The sequence below is a fragment of the Gemmatimonas sp. genome, from assembly GCF_027531815.1.
Lineage (GTDB): Bacteria > Gemmatimonadota > Gemmatimonadetes > Gemmatimonadales > Gemmatimonadaceae > Gemmatimonas.
Genome location: NZ_JAPZSK010000024.1, coordinates 1 through 17,976 on the forward strand (window position 1 = coordinate 1; position 17,976 = coordinate 17,976).

General features: G+C 66.8%; 14 protein-coding genes and 1 rRNA gene. All 15 read right to left on the minus strand.

The genetic code is table 11. The features are described from left to right. Positions 1 to 230: 230 nt before the first annotated feature. The 15 genes from O9271_RS18290 to rrf all read right to left on the minus strand — a co-directional run bounded on the left by O9271_RS18290 (position 231) and on the right by rrf (position 17,958). Positions 231 to 836: an OmpH family outer membrane protein gene (locus O9271_RS18290; RefSeq protein WP_298272975.1), complete on the minus strand. Its 606-nt coding sequence runs from the start codon at positions 834 to 836 to the stop codon at positions 231 to 233. 14 nt (positions 837 to 850) lie between these two features. Beyond that, positions 851 to 3,379 (minus strand): outer membrane protein assembly factor BamA, encoded by a 2,529-nt coding sequence (gene bamA / locus O9271_RS18295; protein WP_298272977.1) that lies wholly within the window; start codon positions 3,377 to 3,379, stop codon positions 851 to 853. A gap of 145 nt (positions 3,380 to 3,524) precedes the next feature. Then, positions 3,525 to 6,035 (minus strand): ATP-dependent Clp protease ATP-binding subunit, encoded by a 2,511-nt coding sequence (locus O9271_RS18300; protein WP_298272979.1) that lies wholly within the window; start codon positions 6,033 to 6,035, stop codon positions 3,525 to 3,527. Between the two features lie 28 nt (positions 6,036 to 6,063). Next, positions 6,064 to 7,164, minus strand: coding sequence for a hypothetical protein (locus O9271_RS18305; RefSeq protein ID WP_298272982.1), 1,101 nt, complete (start codon positions 7,162 to 7,164; stop codon positions 6,064 to 6,066). A gap of 10 nt (positions 7,165 to 7,174) precedes the next feature. After that, positions 7,175 to 7,672 carry a UvrB/UvrC motif-containing protein gene (locus O9271_RS18310; RefSeq protein ID WP_298272985.1) on the minus strand — a complete coding sequence of 166 codons (498 nt, stop codon included), beginning with the start codon at positions 7,670 to 7,672 and terminating at the stop codon, positions 7,175 to 7,177. Continuing rightward, positions 7,672 to 8,382, minus strand: coding sequence for an ABC transporter ATP-binding protein (locus O9271_RS18315; protein WP_298272988.1), 711 nt, complete (start codon positions 8,380 to 8,382; stop codon positions 7,672 to 7,674). The genes O9271_RS18310 and O9271_RS18315 overlap by 1 nt, the downstream gene beginning before the upstream one ends. Beyond that, the gene (locus O9271_RS18320; protein ID WP_298272991.1) at positions 8,375 to 9,625 is read right to left on the minus strand and encodes an ABC transporter permease; all 1,251 of its coding nucleotides are present in this window, start codon (positions 9,623 to 9,625) and stop codon (positions 8,375 to 8,377) included. The genes O9271_RS18315 and O9271_RS18320 overlap by 8 nt, the downstream gene beginning before the upstream one ends. A gap of 8 nt (positions 9,626 to 9,633) precedes the next feature. Beyond that, positions 9,634 to 11,181, minus strand: coding sequence for a lysine--tRNA ligase (gene lysS / locus O9271_RS18325; RefSeq protein ID WP_298272994.1), 1,548 nt, complete (start codon positions 11,179 to 11,181; stop codon positions 9,634 to 9,636). Beyond that, positions 11,178 to 12,303, minus strand: a protein-coding gene (gene prfB / locus O9271_RS18330) for a peptide chain release factor 2 (RefSeq protein ID WP_343213944.1) whose coding sequence is annotated in 2 segments (ribosomal slippage) — positions 11,178 to 12,239 and positions 12,241 to 12,303 — 1,125 coding nt in all. Because the reading frame shifts where the segments join, the coding sequence is not laid out codon by codon here. Before prfB ends, lysS begins: the two co-directional genes overlap by 4 nt. Positions 12,304 to 12,474: 171 nt before the next feature. Continuing rightward, the gene (locus O9271_RS18335) at positions 12,475 to 12,816 is read right to left on the minus strand and encodes a hypothetical protein (protein WP_298272997.1); all 342 of its coding nucleotides are present in this window, start codon (positions 12,814 to 12,816) and stop codon (positions 12,475 to 12,477) included. A gap of 674 nt (positions 12,817 to 13,490) precedes the next feature. Further along, entirely contained in the window at positions 13,491 to 14,513 is a 1,023-nt protein-coding gene (locus O9271_RS18340) for a GGDEF domain-containing protein (protein ID WP_298273000.1), read from the minus strand. 225 nt (positions 14,514 to 14,738) lie between these two features. Then, positions 14,739 to 15,761, minus strand: a complete 1,023-nt coding sequence (locus O9271_RS18345; RefSeq protein ID WP_298273003.1) for a hypothetical protein — start codon at positions 15,759 to 15,761, stop codon at positions 14,739 to 14,741. Positions 15,762 to 15,829: 68 nt separating this feature from the next. Continuing rightward, on the minus strand, positions 15,830 to 16,867 hold the full coding sequence (locus tag O9271_RS18350; RefSeq protein WP_298273006.1) for a PorV/PorQ family protein: 1,038 nt from the start codon (positions 16,865 to 16,867) through the stop codon (positions 15,830 to 15,832). Further along, entirely contained in the window at positions 16,867 to 17,745 is an 879-nt protein-coding gene (gene era, locus O9271_RS18355) for a GTPase Era (RefSeq protein ID WP_298273009.1), read from the minus strand. Before era ends, O9271_RS18350 begins: the two co-directional genes overlap by 1 nt. A gap of 96 nt (positions 17,746 to 17,841) precedes the next feature. After that, positions 17,842 to 17,958 (minus strand): 5S ribosomal RNA (gene rrf, locus O9271_RS18360). Positions 17,959 to 17,976: the final 18 nt, after the last annotated feature.

Sequence of the window (17,976 nt, forward strand, 5' to 3'; positions counted from 1 at the left end):
GACGCACGCTCCGCGCAGTGGCGGGGGGGGGGGTGGGGCCCCCCCCACCCCCCCCCCCCCAGCGGGGCCCCGGGGGGGGGGGCGCCCCGGGGGCCCCCCCCCCCCCGGGGGGGGGGGGGCGCCCGGGGGGCGCCCCCCCCGGGGGCCCCCCCGGGGGGGGGGGGTGGGGGGGGGGCCCCCCCCCCCCCCCGCCACTGCGCGGAGCGTGCGTCTCGCCGCTCACGCGGCGCTTACTCCGTGGGCGGCTTCTTCGTGATGCCAGCCGGCGCCGACGTCGGGCCGGCTGCCGGCGCCGGCTTGGCCGGCGCGGCACGGGGGGCCGCCAACCGCATCTTGGAGAGCACGCGGTCGGTGATGTCCAGATTCTTGTCCGCCGACACGATGAACGCACCGGCCGCCACGTCGAAGATGAAGGCGTAGCCGCCTTCCATGCGCACGTCGTCGAGCACCTTGCGCAGGTTCTCCATGATGGGCTGCATCAGCTCTTCCTGCCGCTCCTGCGCCTGCGACTGGAGCTTCTGCGCCTCGGCGCCCCACTTCTGCTCCTTCTCGCGCAGCGTCTTGAGGCGCGCGTCCTTGGCCGCCCCCTGCAGCGTCGGCTCTTCCTTCGCCCACGCCTCGTTCATCGCCTGCAGTGAATCCTGGAGCTTCTGCAGCTGCGTACGGACGCCCGTCATCTCCTTTTCAAACGACGCCTCGGCCTCGGCACGTCCCGGCGCCCCCTGAAGCAGCGCCTGCGAGTTGACGAACGCGAACTTTTGAGCCGCCTGCGCCGTGGCCAGCGAAGGCACGGCTGCGAAGAGGGCAATGGCACCGACAAACGAGAGCACGCGCATGGTGATGTCCTGTGTTAGAAGAGCTGACCGAGACGGAAGTGGAACTGCCAGCGCGGGTCCTTCTCCAGACGCAGCGTGGCGACATTGACCGACTGGCGGTCGAAGCCATAGGCCAGATCGAGTCCGAGCGGACCGAGCGGCGTAACGGTAGATACCCCGAAACCGGCCGAACGGAAGAGGCGGGTGGGATTGATCTGTCGGGCGGAGGCCCAGTTGTTCCCGGCGTCGGCGAAGACGTTGAAGTAGAACATCTGGTTGAACCGGAGCCCGATTTCTCCGGTCATGGTCATGAAGGCGTTACCGAACGACGCGGGGTCGGAGCGGAACTGGTCCGTCCCCGGGTTGAACCCCTGCGGCGTAATGGAGAATTCCGGGTACCCGCGAAGCGATTGCCCGAACATCACGCCACCCACGGCGAACTGCTGCTGGAAGAAGAACGGGCCCGAGTTGCCGAAGAGCGCGCCGCTGCGCGCCGTGAGCCCCATGGTCAACTTGATCGGCTGCGACCCCGGGTTGCTGCCGCCGAACTGCCCCAGCAGCGCATACCCCCGCATTTCGGTGGTGAGCCGCTGGAAGTTGACGGTGCCACCGAATGGCCCACCGCTCAGGTCCAGTTGCAGCGATCGCAGCGACCCCTGGGTGGCGAAGGGCATGTCCACGCGGGTGTCGTACTGATACTCGAGTCCCACATTGGAGCGCAGGCAGTTCCGTGAGCAACTGCCGACAATGGTGCCCGACGTGAACGTCGCATTTTCGACGTTGTACGACACGGCCACCGTGGAGAAGAACGACCACGGGGTGGGAATGCCGAGGCGGAACTGCGAACCGGTGCGGATGTTCTGGCCGAGGTTGCCGACGATGAAGCGCGACTGCGTGCGGTAGGCGCTGAGCGCCCCAGACAGGCGCGAGCCCTTGAGGGCCGGGTCGGTGTAGGTGGCGGTGAAGTCGTTGAAGAACCGGCCGTACTGCCAGTTGAGGCGCCCGGACTTGCACAGGCCGAAGAGATTGGGCTGCTCGAGGCCGACGAAACCACCGAACCCCACGCCCCCCTGCCCCATGGAGGCGCCGAAGTTCACCGACCCGGTACGCTTCTCCTTCACGCGGAACACGATGTCCACGTCTCCCTGCTCGTTGATCGGACGATAGTCCGGAAACGGCATGGGCTGCTCGAAGAAGTTCATGTTGCCGATGCTCTGATAGCTGCGAATCAGCGCCTGCTGATTGAACGGCCCCCCGGGCACCAGGAAGATCTGCCGACGGATGCAGTCATCGGCGGTGAAGTCGTTGCCGACGATCTCGATGCGATTGACGATAGCCGGGTTCTTTTCGTCGATTTCCCAGCGCAGGTTGGCGGTAGGCACCGAATCGTTGCCTTCGTAACGGCGCTCGACCACGGGGCGGACACTGGCGTACAGATAGCCGTTGTCGCGGTAGGCGCCGTTGACCTTCTCGAGTGACGCATCCCACTTGGCCTGGTCGAAGACCCCGCGGGGCGCTTCCGGCTGACGAAAGATGAGGCCCATGGCGCGCTGGGTCAGCGTCTTGGTCTCGTTGCCGTCGAAGGGGTAGAACTTGCGCAGATCCTCGGTGTTGAAGCGCCGGTTGCCGGCAATTTCGAAACTGCCCACCCGGAACTGCGGCCCCTCGTCGACGGTGATCTGGACGAGCCCCTTCCCCTTGTCGCGGTCCACCACCAAGGTGTCCTTGGTGATGCGCGCGTCGACATGCCCAAGTCTGGCGTACAGCGCGGGGATGCGCTCGCCCAAGTCGCCGACGTACTTGTCGTCGTCGTATTCACCCTTCTTGAAGAAGAAGAACCCTTCGGGCTTGGTCTTCATCGCCCCCACGATCGTCTTCTCGCGCACCGACCGGTTGCCAAGAATGTCGATGGCGGAGATGGCCAGCCGACGCCCTTCGTCGACGGTGTAGGCAAGGGCAATGCGCCCATCGCTCATGGCGGTGGAATCGATCGTGACCTGCGCGAGATAGTAGCCGGCGTTCTCGTACACCGAGTCGATCTTGGCCTTCGCGCGGGCCACCTGGAGCGGATCAATGGGCCGGCCGATGAGCAGGTCGACCTTGTCCCGGATGGATCGCTCCGAGATGGCCTTGGGCCCGGTCACCGTGATGTCGCCGAGGATCAGCCGCTCCCGCACCTGCACCACCGTCAGCACCTGTCCCGGTACCGATTCCAGATCGCACAGGATCTGCACGTCGTCGAACTCGCCCATGGCATAAAGGGCCTTGAGCGTGCGCTGCAACGTGGGGAAGTTGAGCGTCGCCCCCTTCGTAATCCCCGCCTCCGTGCGAATGCGCGCCTCGTTGACGCGCGCATTGCCCCGCACGGCGAGCGAATCGGCGGTCGTGCAGCGCCCGGCCACCTCCTGCGCCGACAGCGCCTCGGGCGCCGCCGTGAGCATGGCAGCGGCCAGCGCGCCGACGCGCAGCGGCATCGTACCGGCGGCACGTACGAACGCCCCCAGGCGCGCAGCCAGTGGGCGCGCTGCCGGAGGGACGGAAGACAGGGAAACGCGTTTCAGCATAGCCTCGAAATATACACGGGCGCGCGGGAAGGGCCGAGTCCTCGGGCGCGGTTTCTACCCCGCCCGGGCCAAAACGGCCGGATCCCGCAAGGGACCCGGCCGTTTGACACGCGCGGTACCACCCACCGTTGCCCGCCGCCGGCGATCAGCTGGCCTGCGGGGTGGCCGAGAGTACGCGGAACTCGAGCTTCTCCTTCTCGGTGGTCGAAACGGCCACCTCGATGTCGTCGCCTCGGGAGAACTCGCCCATGAGCAACTTCTCCGAGAGCGGATCCTCGACATAGCGCTGGATGGCCCGCTTGAGCGGCCGGGCGCCGAAGTGCTCGTCGTGCCCGTGGTTGACCAGGAACTCGGTCGCTTCCGACGTGAGCTTGATGGTGATTTCCTCCTCCGACAGCCGCTTCTGGACGTCGGCGAAGAGGATGGACACGATCTGTGAGATGTGCTCCTTGCCCAGCGGATGGAACACGATGACGTCGTCGAGACGGTTGAGGAACTCGGGGTTGAACACACGCCCCATCTCCTCTTTCACCTTGTCCGCGATGCGCTCGAAATCGCCGCGCGCATCGTTCGTGGCAAAGCCCAGCGACTTGCCGCGCGTGATGTCCTTGGCGCCCACGTTGGACGTCATGATCACCACGGTGTTCTTGAAGTCGATGACCCGTCCGTAGTTGTCGGTGAGGTGTCCTTCATCCAGCACCTGCAGCAGGATGTTGAACACATCCGGGTGCGCCTTCTCGATTTCGTCGAGCAGGATGACGCTGTACGGCTTGCGGCGCACCGCCTTGGTGAGCGTGCCCGAATCCTCGTACCCGACGTAGCCCGGCGGCGCACCGATGAGGCGCGACACGGAGAATTTCTCCATGTACTCGCTCATGTCGACCCGAATGAGGGCAGACGCATCGGCAAACATGAACTTGGCCAGCGAGCGGGCGAGCTCGGTCTTACCGACGCCCGTGGGGCCGGAGAAGATGAATGAGCCGATGGGACGACGCGGGTCCTTGAGCCCGGCACGGCTGCGACGGATGGAGCGGGCGAGCGCCTTGATGGCCTCATCCTGCCCGACGACGCTGGCGTGCAACTCATCTTCCATGCGCAGCAGGCGCGACGTTTCGGCCTCCTGCAGCCTCGTCACCGGAATACCGGTCCACCGGCTCACGATGAACGAAATTTCCTCTTCGCCCAGCGTGGGACGGAACGACTGGCGCCGCTGCTCCCACTCTTCCTGCTTGCGGCGGATCTCCCCCTGCAGCTCGCGTTCATTGTCGCGCAGCGAGGCCGCCCGCTCGAAGTTCTGGTCGCGGACCGCCGCTTCCTTCTCGAGATTGATCTTTTCGAGCTGATCCTTGAGATCGGCCACCTCTGCCGGTGGCACCTGCGCCGCCAGGCGGGCACGGGCGCCAGCTTCGTCGATCACGTCGATCGCCTTGTCCGGGAGGAAGCGATCGGTGATGTAGCGCTCCGAAAGCTTCGCCGCCGCCAGCAGCGTCTCGTCGGGGATGTTCACCCGGTGATGATCCTCGTACTTCTTGCGAAGCCCCTGCAGGATCTGCACGGTTTCGTCGATGGATGGCGGATCGACCACCACCGTCTGAAAACGACGCTCGAGCGCTCCGTCCTTCTCGATGTACTTGCGGTACTCGTTCAGGGTGGACGCCCCCACGCACTGCAGCTCACCGCGCGCCAGTGCCGGCTTGAGCATGTTGCTGGCGTCGATCGCGCCTTCGGCCGCGCCTGCCCCCACGAGCGTGTGCAGCTCGTCGATGAACAGAATGACCTGCTTGTTCTGCGCGATCTCGTTCATGACCGCCTTGAGGCGCTCCTCGAACTGGCCCCGGTACTTCGTGCCGGCGATCACGGCCGCCATATCGAGCGACAGCACGCGGTTCTCGCGCAGGTTCTCCGGGCACTCGCCGTTGGCGATCAGCTGCGCCAGCCCTTCCACGATCGCGGTCTTGCCCACGCCGGGTTCGCCGATGAGCACCGGATTGTTCTTCTTGCGCCGCGACAGCACTTCCATGACGCGCTCAATCTCCTTGGCGCGCCCGATAGTGGGATCGAGCTGTCCCTCGGCCGCGAGCTGCGTGAGATCACGGCAGAAATGATCGAGCGCCGGGGTCTTCGACTTCTTGTCCCCCTTCGCCTGGCCCGCCGACGGCGGCGCGCCCGCACCAGCCTTTTCCGGCGCCGCCTGCTGTCCACCCGGCGGCAGCTCCGTCCCCAGCAGGCGCAGCGTCTCCGCGCGCGCTGCCTCGAGATTGACCCCCGCATCGGTCAGCACCTGGGCGGCGATCCCCTTTTCCTCCCGGAGCAGTCCCAGGAGCAGGTGCTCGGTGCCAACATAGCTGTGGTTGAGGTCGCGCGCTTCGGCCATCGCCAGTTCCAGCACCTTCTTGGCGCGCGACGTGTACGGCAGGTCGGGGCCCGTGGCCTGTGCCGCCTTCCCCTTCTTGACCGTGTCCTCGATCTTCTGGGTCACGTCGTCCAGGTCGACGTTGAGGTTTTGCAGCACCGCCGCCGCAACGCCCTCACCCTCACGGATGAGCCCGAGCAGAATATGCTCCGTGCCCACGTACTCGTGGTGCAGGCGTGCTGCCTCCTCGCGTGCCATCGCAAGGACCTTCCGCACCCGCTCGGTGAAGTTGTAGCCGTTCATCGCACCCTCAGGGTCGTTGAGAAGCGGATCATTCGACGCCGCCGCCTTCGCTCACCAATACCTGACGCACGTATCGCGCGCGCGCCACGCTGGTCTCGCTGTCCGTCAGCGCCCGCCCCTCGAGATGGGAGAGATGCGCCGACTGGGCAAAGATCAGGAGCTTGTTGAGTGTGTATACACTGAGCCCGGTGATCAGTTTCAGGCCGACCGCCAGACGAACGCCACTCAGGTAGTTCATCGCCTCGTCAAACGTGAGGCTACGGGCGTACCGCAACGTCCCGTACGCCCGCCACAGCTTGTCCTCGATAATATAGCCCGCGTCCCGAACCAGCACACGGCGCGCCTCTTCCTCGCGCTCGATGACGTGTCGGACCACACGGACCAACAGGTCCTGCAACTCCTCTTCCGATCGGCCCAGCGTCGTTTGGTTCGACAACTGGAAGAAGTTACCGACGACTTCGCTCCCTTCGCCGTACAAGCCACGGTAGGTGAGCCCCATCTGCTGCAGACCGGCCAGCACCTTGCCGATTTCCTTCGTGAGTACCAACCCCGGCAAATGGATCAACACCGAAGCCCGCAAACCGGTGCCCGCGTTCGTGGGACAGGCCGTCAGGAAGCCGAACTCCCGATGGAAGGCGTACGGCACCTGCGCGCCCAGTTCACGGTCGAGACGGCTGACGCCCTCGAACGCCTGAGGCACGGCGAAGCCGCTGCGCAGCGCCTGCAGCCGCAGATGGTCCTCCTCGTTCACGAGCAGGCCGACCGACTCCCCAAGAAAGACGGCCGCCCCGCCGCGCACCGGGTGCTGGGCGTCGAGTCCCGCCAGCTCCTTGCTGACCAGGTGCCGCTCATGCAGCAGTTGGCGGTCCACCAGCGGCAGGTCGTCGAGTCGCAGCAGGAGGCTCCCGCTGAGCGCCGGTACCGCGCCCAGCGCATCGCGGACCTGCGCCAGCATGCGCAAACGCTCCCCTTCCCGCGCCCGCCCGGTGAACGCATACCCCGACACATTGCGCGCCAGCCGGATACGGGTGGAGATCACCACATCGCTGTTCGGTCCCGACGCGTCGAGCCAGCGCACGCCACCATCCGGCAGCAGTGACAGATCGAGTCCCGGCCGGGGGGCCGTCATGTCGCGCTCCTCATACCGACTCCGTGTCGAGCGCCTTGATGCGGTCGCGCAACTCGGCCGCCACCTCGAACTGCTCGTTCGCGATGGCGCGGCGCAGACGGTCGCGCAGATCGTGCAGCGTATCGGGCTTGTCGACCACATGGGCCACCGGCGTTTCGTAGCGCTGCCCCACATGCCGCGAACTGCCATGCAGGCGCCGCAACAGCTCTCGCAGGCTGCGCTCCATGGCGTCGTAGCAGTGGGGGCACCCCAGACGCCCGGTCGCGCGAAAGTCCCGCGCCGTGGCCCCGCAGAACGCACAGGCGGCCGCGTCCTCGCTCGTGCTGGCCGCCTGCTGCTGTACCGCCTGCAGAATGTCCCCCAGCGGATGCTGCGGAACGGAGAGTGTCGTTTCCACCCCCTTGGCTGCCGCGCACTTCTCGCACAGGTGCAACTGCGTGACCGCGTTGTCCACGATCCGCGTCAGGTGCACCACCGCGTCGCGTTCCTTGCAGTTGTCGCAGAGCATCAGGCCCCCCCGTGAACGTCCGACTGCACCAACCGACCTCCTCCCAACGATAGAACCCGATCGGCTCGCGATGCCAGTGACTGGTTGTGCGTGACGACCACCAGCCCCAACGACTGATCGCGGGCCAGCTCGGCGAACAGGTCATGCAACGCTTCCGCGTTGTACCGATCCAGATTCCCGCTTGGCTCGTCGGCAAGCAGGACGGACGGCCGCCCGGCCAGCGCGCGTGCCACGGCGGTTCGCTGCTGTTCGCCCCCCGACAGCGCTCCCGGCCGATGGTGCAGCCGCGAGGCCAACCCGACGCGCTCGAGCAACCCCGCCGCCCGTTCCCGTGCCGCTGCCGCGTCCTCGCCGGCGATGCGCAACGGCATCATAACGTTCTCGAGCGCCGAGAACTCCCGCAACAGGTGATGGAATTGAAACACGAACCCGACGGTGCGGTTCCTGAGCGCATCGAGCGCCCCGTCGGCCAGCCCCTCGACCGCCCGACCGGCCAGCCGGATACGCCCAGCCGACGGACGTTCGAGCGCCCCCAGCACATGCAGCAAGGTGCTCTTGCCGGCGCCGCTTTCCCCGACGATGGCCACCATCTCGCCCCGCCGCACGGTGATGGACACGTCGTCCAGCACCCGAATGATGCCGCCGTCACCACCGCGGAACTCCTTGACCAGCCCCTCGCCCTCGAGCACCGCGACAGGGGCGTCACTCATGACGGATCGCCTCGACCGGGTAGAGGTTCGCCGCCTGCTTGGCCGGATACAGCGTGGCCACCGCGGCGATGGCCACGCTGGCCAGCACGATCATGACCACGTCGAGCGGCTGGATGGCCACCGGCAGGTGATCAATGAAATACACGCTCGGGTCGAGCGCGATGAGCCGGTACTTCTCCAGAAGCAGGGCCACAAAGAGCCCCAGCACGAGCCCGCCGAGGGTACCAACGGCCCCGACGACGGTGCCCTGATAGAGAAAGATGCGCCGGATGGAGGCCGCGGGCATTCCCATTGCGCGCAGGATGCCGATCTCCCGCGTCTTGTCGGCCACCACCATGGTGAGCGTACTCACAATGTTGAATGCGGCCACCACTACGATAAGCAGCAGGATCACTCCCATCCCGAGCTTCTCGAGCTTGAGCGCCTGAAAGAGTGAGCGGTTCTGCTCCTGCCAGTCCATCGTGCGTACCGACGATTCGAGTTGGCTCCGCAGCGAGTCGGCGACGATGGGGGCCTGCCACCGATCCTTCGCGCGCACCTCCAGCCCGGTGACATCGGTGCCGTATCCCGCAAAGCGCTGCGCCGACTCCAGCGAGAGGTACAGATAGGCGTCATCGTACTCGTACATCCCCGTCTCGAAGACGCCGGACACCACGACACTGTCCGCCCGTGGGACGATGGCGCCCGTGGCGGCATTCATGTCGAGGCCAGCCGCCCCCAGCAGCACCACCGTGTCGCCGGGAAAGGCGTTCAACTTGGAGGCCAGCAACTTGCCAAGCACCGCACCGGGAAGTGCCACGCTGTCGCGGACGAACGTGAAGTCGCCGAGAATGGCGTGCTGACGAATGGTGGTCACCCGATCGCCGGCGCGCCCCGTGGGTACGATCCCCACCACCTGGGTGCCCACCATGTAGCCGCCCAGGTTGCGCACCAGCCCCTGCGTCTGGACGAAGGGCGCCGCTTCCACCACGCCGGGCACGCGCTGCACCCGCGTGAGTACCTCCGCCCAGTTCGGCATCCGCATGTCCGATCCGTACGGCAGCACGCGCAAGTCGGGGCTGCCCACGAGGATCTTCTCGCGCAGGTCACGCTGAAGACCATTCATGACGCCCATGATCACGATGAGCGCGCTCACGCCCACCAGCACGCCGCCAATGGCGATGACGCTGATGAGCGACAGCAGCCGGGAGCCGCGACGACTCCGCAGATACCGCCAGGCGATGGCGAGTTCGAGCTCCTTCACGGGGCCGATTACTCTGGGCGCATCGTGGGAAACAGAATCACGTCGCGGATGTTCTGCGTGTCCGTGAGGTACATGAACAACCGGTCGATGCCGATGCCCACGCCGCCCGTGGGCGGCATGCCGTACTCCATGGCCCGCAGGTAATCCTCGTCCACCCCACTGGCCTCATCATCGCCGGCCGCGCGGAGTGCCGCCTGTGCCTCGAAGCGCTCGCGCTGATCGATGGGATCGTTGAGCTCGGAGAAGGCGTTGGCCAGCTCCTTGCCGCGCGCGAACAGCTCAAAACGCTCGGTGATGCCGGCAGGCCCCCCGCGCTTCGGCTTGGCCAGCGGCGAGAGCTCCTTGGGATAATCCACCACGAAGGTGGGCACCTGAATCTTCGATTCCACGAGTTCCTGGAACATCTCGTCGAGCACCTTCGGGCGGCTCAACGTGGCCACCTTCTGCACGCCGATGCGTTCGGCCATCATGCGGAGCTCGGCATCGCTTGCAGCCATGATGTCGGCGCCCGCCGCCTGCGACAGGCTGGGCACCCACTCGATGCGCGGGAATGGGGTGACGAGCGCCGGCACCTTCTCCCCCACCAGGGGGATCGCGCGCACGGCGTCGGCCGCGTTCACCAGCAGCGATTCCACCCGTGACATCATCGTGCGGTAATCGGCAAATGCCTCGTAGAACTCCAGCATCGTGAATTCCGGATTGTGCGTCCGGTCAATGCCTTCGTTGCGGAAGTCATGGCCGATCTCGTACACCCGCTCGAAGCCGCCCACGATGAGGCGCTTGAGGTACAACTCGTCGGCAATGCGCAGATACAGCGGCATGTCGAGCGTGTTGTGATGGGTGATGAACGGCCGAGCGGCGGCACCGCCGTAGAGCGGCTGCAGCACCGGTGTCTCCACTTCGAGATAGCCGAGCCCGTCGAGGTGCGCCCGAATGGCCCGCGTGAGCACGGAGCGGGCGCGAAAGAGCGCCCGAACCTCCGGATGCACAGCGAGGTCGGCGTAGCGCTGACGCGCCCGCTGTTCGGTGTCGCTGAAGGCCGAATAGCGGACAAGCGTACCGTCCACCATCTGCTCCTTGCCAAGCGGCAAGGGGCGGAGCGACTTCGCGAGCAACTCGACGTGGCTCACCTTCACGGTGGCCTCCCCCGTCCGCGTGCGCATCATGGCCCCGCGCACCCCGACCCAATCGCCCAGATCGTACTCGGCGAGCCGGCCGAACGCCTCGTCGCCCATCTCGTCGCGGCGGAAGTACAGCTGCACGCGCCCGTCCATGTCGGCCAGATGCGCAAACGCCGTCTTCCCCTGGCTGCGCCAGGAGACCAGTCGGCCGGCGACCGTGACCGTCGGCCCCTCATCGGCGTCACCGAGCGCCGCCACCGCTTCACTGGCGGTGTGCGAGCGATCGAAGGAATAGCCGAACGGTTCCACCCCAGCGGCACGCAACCGCTCGAGCTTCTCGCGGCGCGCCTGCATGACAAAATTGAGCTCCTGCCGCGGCTCCCCGGCCCCGTCGGCCTGCGCCTCGGCGCTGCCCGGTGTCGACTCCGCACTCACGGCACACCGCCCTGGGCGCCGCTTTCGCTCTCGGCCTTGAGGTACGCCTGAATGAACGGGTCGATGTCGCCGTCCATCACCTTCTGCACGTCGGCGATCTTGAGTTCGGTGCGGTGGTCGTTGACCATCGTGTAGGGCTGGAAGACATAGCTGCGAATCTGACTACCGAACGTCACATCCTGCTTGTTGGCATCGAACGCCGCCTTGACCGCGGCCTGCTTTTCCGCTTCGAGCTGGTACAGGCGGTTCTTGAGCTGCTTCATGGCGGTCGCCTTGTTCTTGAATTGCGACCGCTCCTGCTGCGACGCGCACACGATACCCGTGGGCAAGTGGGTGATGCGCACGGCCGACGAGGTCTTGTTGACGTGCTGACCGCCGGCACCTGAGGCCCGGTACACGTCGATCCGCAGGTCTTCCTCACGGATCTCGATGTTGATCTCCTCGTTCACCACCGGGTACACGAAGACCGAGGCAAAGCTGGTGTGCCGTCGAGCCTGCGAGTCGAACGGCGAGATGCGCACGAGCCGATGCACACCGGATTCGGGGCGCAGGAATCCGTACGCATACTGCCCCTTGATCTCGAGCACCGCCCCCTTGATGCCGGCTTCTTCCCCTTCGGACAGATCGAGCATCTCGATCTCGAAGCCCTTGCGTTCGGCCCAGCGCGTGTAGAGGCGCAGCAGCATGCTGGCCCAGTCCTGCGCCTCCGTCCCGCCGGCACCCGCCGAGATCTCCACCTGCGCGTCGCGAAAGTCGTCCTTGCCACGCAACAACGACTTGAGCTCGAACGCCTCAAGATCGGCGAGGATGCGCTGTACCTCCTGATCGAGGTCCTTGTACATGCTCTCATCGGGTTCCAGCGCCAACAGCTCGTCGAGCTCGCGCGCACTCTCGATGCGGGCGGTGAGCGAATCCATTGGCTCCACCCAGCCCTTGAGCACCTTCACCTGCTGGACGATGTCGCGCGCGTGGTCCTGATCGTTCCAGAACGCCGCGTCCGCCATCTCCTCTTCGTAGGCGTTCAGCGTCGACCGCTTCGATTCGACGTCAAAGATACCTCCGCATGTCCGCGAGGCGCTCTTCCGACCGCGCCAGCACCTTCAGTCGTTCCCCGTCCTGCATGCCTTTCTCCATGTACGACGCGGGCCGCCTTCCGCAGGGGGAAAGCGGCCCGAGATGTGCCCGTTGCGTGACCCATGAAATGTGACTGAAAGCTATCGGGTCTCGCGGTCCCGGAACAGTGAGGTGCGGCCGCCTCGTCGCAGCGCCGCCCCGGCACGCCATGCTCGCCGCTCAGAACAGGCGGCGACCACCGGCGAGAATGTCGTTGAGCGCATCCTGGAAGTGCGGGGCGGCTTCCGCCTGCTCACGCCCTACCTGCTCGACATACTCCTCGTAGCTCTTCTTGATCTCTTCACGAAACAGCTGACGAAGCGTGCCTTCCCGCAATCCTTCCTCGCGCTTCTGCGGATGGTATGCAACGAGGTCGGAGACGAGTGCCCGGGCAAGCCGCCGTGCACGCTGGGACGGATCGGCGCGCAGGAACGGATTGATGGGCGCGCGGCCACCCGCGGGGGTGGGCGCAGCGGGGCTTGGCGCCTGCCACGCAGGCGTGAGCGCGGCTGCGGACGCCATTGGCGCTGCTCCCGCCGCTGCACCCACGGACACCGGCGTGGGGACGGACGCCGAGGTTGGAATGGCCCCGGGAAACATCGGCGCGGGAACGGGTGGCACCGATCGCACAGGGGTGGCAGACGCGGCCGGCGTGCGAATGCCTGCCAGGGGAAAATTCACCGGCAAGGCGTCGACGCTCACCGGTATCGACGCATGCGGGGTGGGGGTACGGGGTGCCGCCGCGGGCTGGGTCACACCGGGGGTTGGCACCGCGGCCCGAGCCGCGACCGGCGTGCGGGTGGCCGCCGGGGTACGCTGTGCGGCGGCCGCGTACCGTGGTGTCGGTACAGCCGGCGTTCCAATCGGCGCATCCACCGATGCGTCAGAGGACGCCGCCGGGGCCGGAGCAACCGTAGACGCCGCGGCCGCCGACATTCCCGCCAGTACAGGCTGCGCGGGTGGCGCACCGGAGACCGAACTGGACACCGTCACCAGAGCAGGGGTGGCGCGCGATACGCCGCCGCCGAAGGCAGGCCCCCCTGAACTGCTGCCCAATGGCGTCACCGACACCGGCAGCGTGCCGCCGGCAATCGCCATCACGCCGCCGCACACCGAGCAACGGGCGCGCACGCCCGTCGCCGGCACTTTGGCCGGGTCAACACGAAACACCGACCGGCACTCCGGACACGAGACCGTCATGACGCACCTCCCGCCGAACGCTGGTCTACCCGTTCCCCTACGAGCCCTCCGCCGGTTGCCGAGACCGTTCCCGGCTCATCCCGTCGGCGGTCCACGGCCCACACGGAGCCGGGCAACGTCTTTGCATAACTCTTCATTTCCGTCGCCAACTCGCTGACCTCGATACCGCGCGTGAAATGACGCCGCTGGTTCGTGACCACTCCCACCGAGAGCGTCATCAACGGCACCCGGTGCAACTGCCCACGCCGATCCTTACCGAAGAAATATCCTACACGACGGTCCTGCTCGGAATACTGCAGCGGAATCAATTCGTCAAACACGTGCACCACTTCGTCACAAACCCGGGGGACGGCCGCCAGCGGGATGGTGTACAGAAAGTCGTCCCCCCCGATGTGTCCGACGAAGCCGTCCTCGCCACAGAGCCCCTTGACCACATCGTGGAGGATGCGGGCCAAGAGGCGGATGACCTGGTCCCCATGGTGGTACCCGTAGCGGTCGTTGAACTCCTTGAAGTGATCGAGGTCGGCATAACAGGCAGCGAACTTCTCCCCGCACCGTACCCGCCGCTCCAGTTCGGCCTCGATCTCACGAGCCCCGGGAAGCCGGGTCGAGGGGTGCACATCGGTATCGCGGTCGCTGCGCCGCAGCATGGCGCCGAGTCGCGCCAGCGCCTCGTCCGACGCCACGTCGTCACGCACGACCTCGTCGGCGCCAGCCTCGAAGGCCGCCGCGAACGCCTCGGCCGGCACGATCACGAACACGGGGACGATTCCCGTGTAGGCATCGCGCTTCAGCCGGCGGCAGCCCTCGAGCACCGCCGTCGTCCACGCCGGGTCGCCGCAGCCATCGAGCACGATCAGGCGAGGGCGGGTCTTGAGTGCCATGTCCATGACGTCGCGTACGTCGTGCGTCGTGCGGCAGGCACCTGGGTAGGTCGACCACCACGACGTGAGCCATGCCGGCGCGACGGGGCGCACCGACAGCTGAACAGCGCTCTGATCGTTGATGGTGAACGTCATCGTCGAGGGTCTGGGGCCACGTCGCCCGTTTGCACGCCGAGAGCGGGCGAACGGTGGAGGCACCGTGCGGTGATGGGGGACCGCGGCCGGACTCGTGCGCAACCCACTGACGATCGTGCGCCGCCAATCGGCACGATGTGTCGACCGTCACAAAGTGCGTCGTTCCTTACACATTGGACCGGCGGCATGCCTCCGGGTGCCCACGGCGGAACGGCCCCGTACGCCTTAGCGCGTGAAGCGCAGCCCGGTTTGCACACTCCCTGCCGGCGCGCCGAGCGCCGGCTGGTAGGCCACCTGCAGGCCATCCAGGGTGAACCCGGCCACCTGCACGCCGCCGTAGCGACGGATGCGCACGCTCACATAGCCGTCGATCAGACTGGCGAGGTGGTTCATGGCCACCGCGCCCAGCACGTTCACCGCGCGCTGGTAGCTGCGGTTCGCACTGCGAATGGTCTGGATGTACACGTCCTGCTCGAGCGTCGCATCGAACCAGCTCCAGCGGAACGCCTCTCCCACCGCCGTCCGGCGATAGAAATCGAGGGCGCGCTGGTACTCGGCGCTGGAGACCGCCGGGGCGACATCGGGGTTGAGCCAGAAGGTCTCGCGAGCGAGGCGCCACCGTGCGCCGTTGAAGGTGCTCGGGTCGAGCTCCGGATCGAGCCCCCCACCCGGTATGCGATCGTACGCACCGCTCTCGAGGAATTGCTCGAGGCGCTCGTAGTAGTCCCACGTGCCGGGCTGGGTGCCACCGAATGGCTTGCGGGCCACGTTCCTCGCAAGGTCCCGATACGCGGTCCGCTCCCGATCGCCATCGCGTTGCGCCGCCACGTACTGCACGAGCAGGAACACCTCGGCGACCAGATACGCCACGCTGCGCTGCTGGCGCAGGGCGAACTGTCCCGATCCCGGAATGGCCAGGGACGCGACCGGAGCCCACCAGGGGGCCGGCCCCTTGGCAGGGCCGGCACGCAGTCGTGCGAATGCGCCCACACTCCCCGCTGGACTCCCGATGACGCGGCCACCGCCCGCGACGACAGCAGCGCCCCCCCCGGTGGAATCGACGTCCTGCCCACTGCGGGGCGCGATGACGGCCCGTGGGGTCACAGGGCGTCGGAGCGCCACAATGCCCTGCCCCATGGTGCCCTGTGCCACCGGCGGCACTGGGGGCGACGACTGCGCCGACAGGTCGCCTGCCTGCAGGAGCACCGCGAATAGCCCGGCCAGGGTGCGCTGTCGGGGGCCAGACAACCTGCGGCCGTGCTCCTTGCCGGACGGTTGTTCACCAGGGGCGCCGAGAGCTTTGCGTGTAGGGCGCATCAGAAGCGCGCCCTGATGGACACGTAGGTCGGCGGCTCGCCAAGCTGCGCCGACAGGGCGTCGAAGCGGCGCGCGATGTCCACGCCGAATCCGCCACGCTGAAATCCGAGGCCGACCGACGGCCCCGATCCCTGTCCTCGCTGCACCTTGTACCCGGCGCGCACGAACGCCTGCTCCCGGTACCCCAATGCCACGCCGATACCGCCGGCACCTCCCCCAAGCGCCGGCGCGCTGATCAGGTCGGTGGCCACATCGAGTGTGGCCCTGGAGAGTTCGAGCGCCTTGATGGGCACGCGGACCCGGGCGCCGAGCTGAATGACGCGAGGGAGGGGGTCAGCCTGTTCCGCGTCCCTGACCTGAAGGGCCGGACCGAGATTGCGCACCGACGCGGCGACCGTGACGGGGAGGCGGGTTGGCAATACGTACTGCGCGCCGAGATCGAGCGCGCTGGTGGAGCCACTGATGACGGGGATGGCGCCACAGACGCCGCTGCACTGGAAGCGCAGCATGACGAACTTGTACGTGAGTCCGGCATTGAAGCGCGCTCCAACGGGTGTGGCGTAGGAGAGCGCCAGCTGGTAGTTGCGGTTGGTGATCGTGCCAACGGGCGTGCCCGTTTGCGCATCGGTCGCCTGCTGATCACCGTAGTTCACGAGGTACGCCGAGGCGGCAAGCGTACCGAGTACCTTCGACGGGAAGGCGAAGGTGAGCATGTCGCTGGTGGCGATCACCGTTTGGGAATGGTGAATGGCCACCTCCTTTTTCGTGAGGCGCGCCAGCGCGGCCGCATTCCACCACATGCCCTCGGTACCCAGGGTGGTATCGGCGACCACGGCCTCCCCCTGCCCCACGGCACGGGCCCCGAAAGGGACCAGCAGAAACAGGCCGCCATTCTGCGCAGCGGCCTCGGTGCCGGCCATGCAGAGCAGCAAGACAGCCGCGATGACGTAGCGGACCGCGACGCCGAGGAGCGACCAGGCCGGGGACTCTGCCGCCGGTGCGCGTCCGACGCCGCGACGCGTACGGGATCGCGCCATCACCCGCGCGTGTTCGGTTCGCCGTAGCCGAGCCGGAGCACCGCGCTCCGGTTCTTGCGCCAGTTCGGCAGCACTTTCACCCAGAGATCGAGATAAACGGGTTCGCCCACGAAGCGCTCGATCTTTTCTCGAGCGCTCCGTCCGAGCTTCTTGATTTGCTGTCCGTTGGCTCCGATCACGATGCGCTTCTGACTGTCTCGTTCGACGTGCAGGACCGCCCGAATGTACAGCGGTGACGACCCTTCGCGGAACTCCTCGATTTCGCAGGCGAGGGCGTGGGGCAACTCGTCGCCGAGTTGTTCGAGCGCGGTTTCGCGCACGAACTCGGCGCAGAAGAAGCGGACGGGCTGCGTGGAGATGTCGTCGTCGGGATAGAGATACGGACTGACGGGGAGCGCGGCGGTGACGGCGGCCACGAGTGCGTCGAGCCCCTCTCCGGTAGCGGCGCTGAGGAAGATCGCGTCGGGGTAGGTCGCGGCGAGCTGTTCGCGTTGTGCGCGGGAGAGCTGATCGAGCTTGTTGAGTGCCAGCACGACGTGGGCGCGCGGCGGGTGCTCGAGTTGCGCGGCGTCCTGGAAGGACACGGGCACCCGGGCAGTGGCATCGACGACGTGGACGAGGACATCGGCATCGCGCACGGCCGCGAGGGCCGCGTTGCGCATGGCGCTGTGGAGGGTGTCCTTGGGCTCGAGGAGGCCTGGCGTATCGAGGATGACCATTTGGGCGTCGCCCTCGGTTCTGATGCCGACGATGCGGTGCCTGGTGCTTTGTGGTTTGCTGGAGGTGATGGCGAGTTTTTCGCCGACGAGGCGATTGAGGAGCGTGGACTTACCGGCGTTGGGGAATCCGGCGACGGTGACGATCCCAGCTCTGGACATTCGGATAGGCGCGGGAGGTGGAGTGGAGCGGTGGGAAGGCTAGCGGAAACACGAACACCCCGCCACTGGTGGACAGTGACGGGGTGTTCGAAAGGGTGCCGGCGACGGCCTACTCTCCCGCGAGCTCTCGCCCGGAGTACCATCGGCGCTATCAGGCTTAACGACCGTGTTCGGGATGGGAACGGGTGTGGCCCTGACGCTCTAGTCGCCAGCGAATGGGGGGACTCAGGA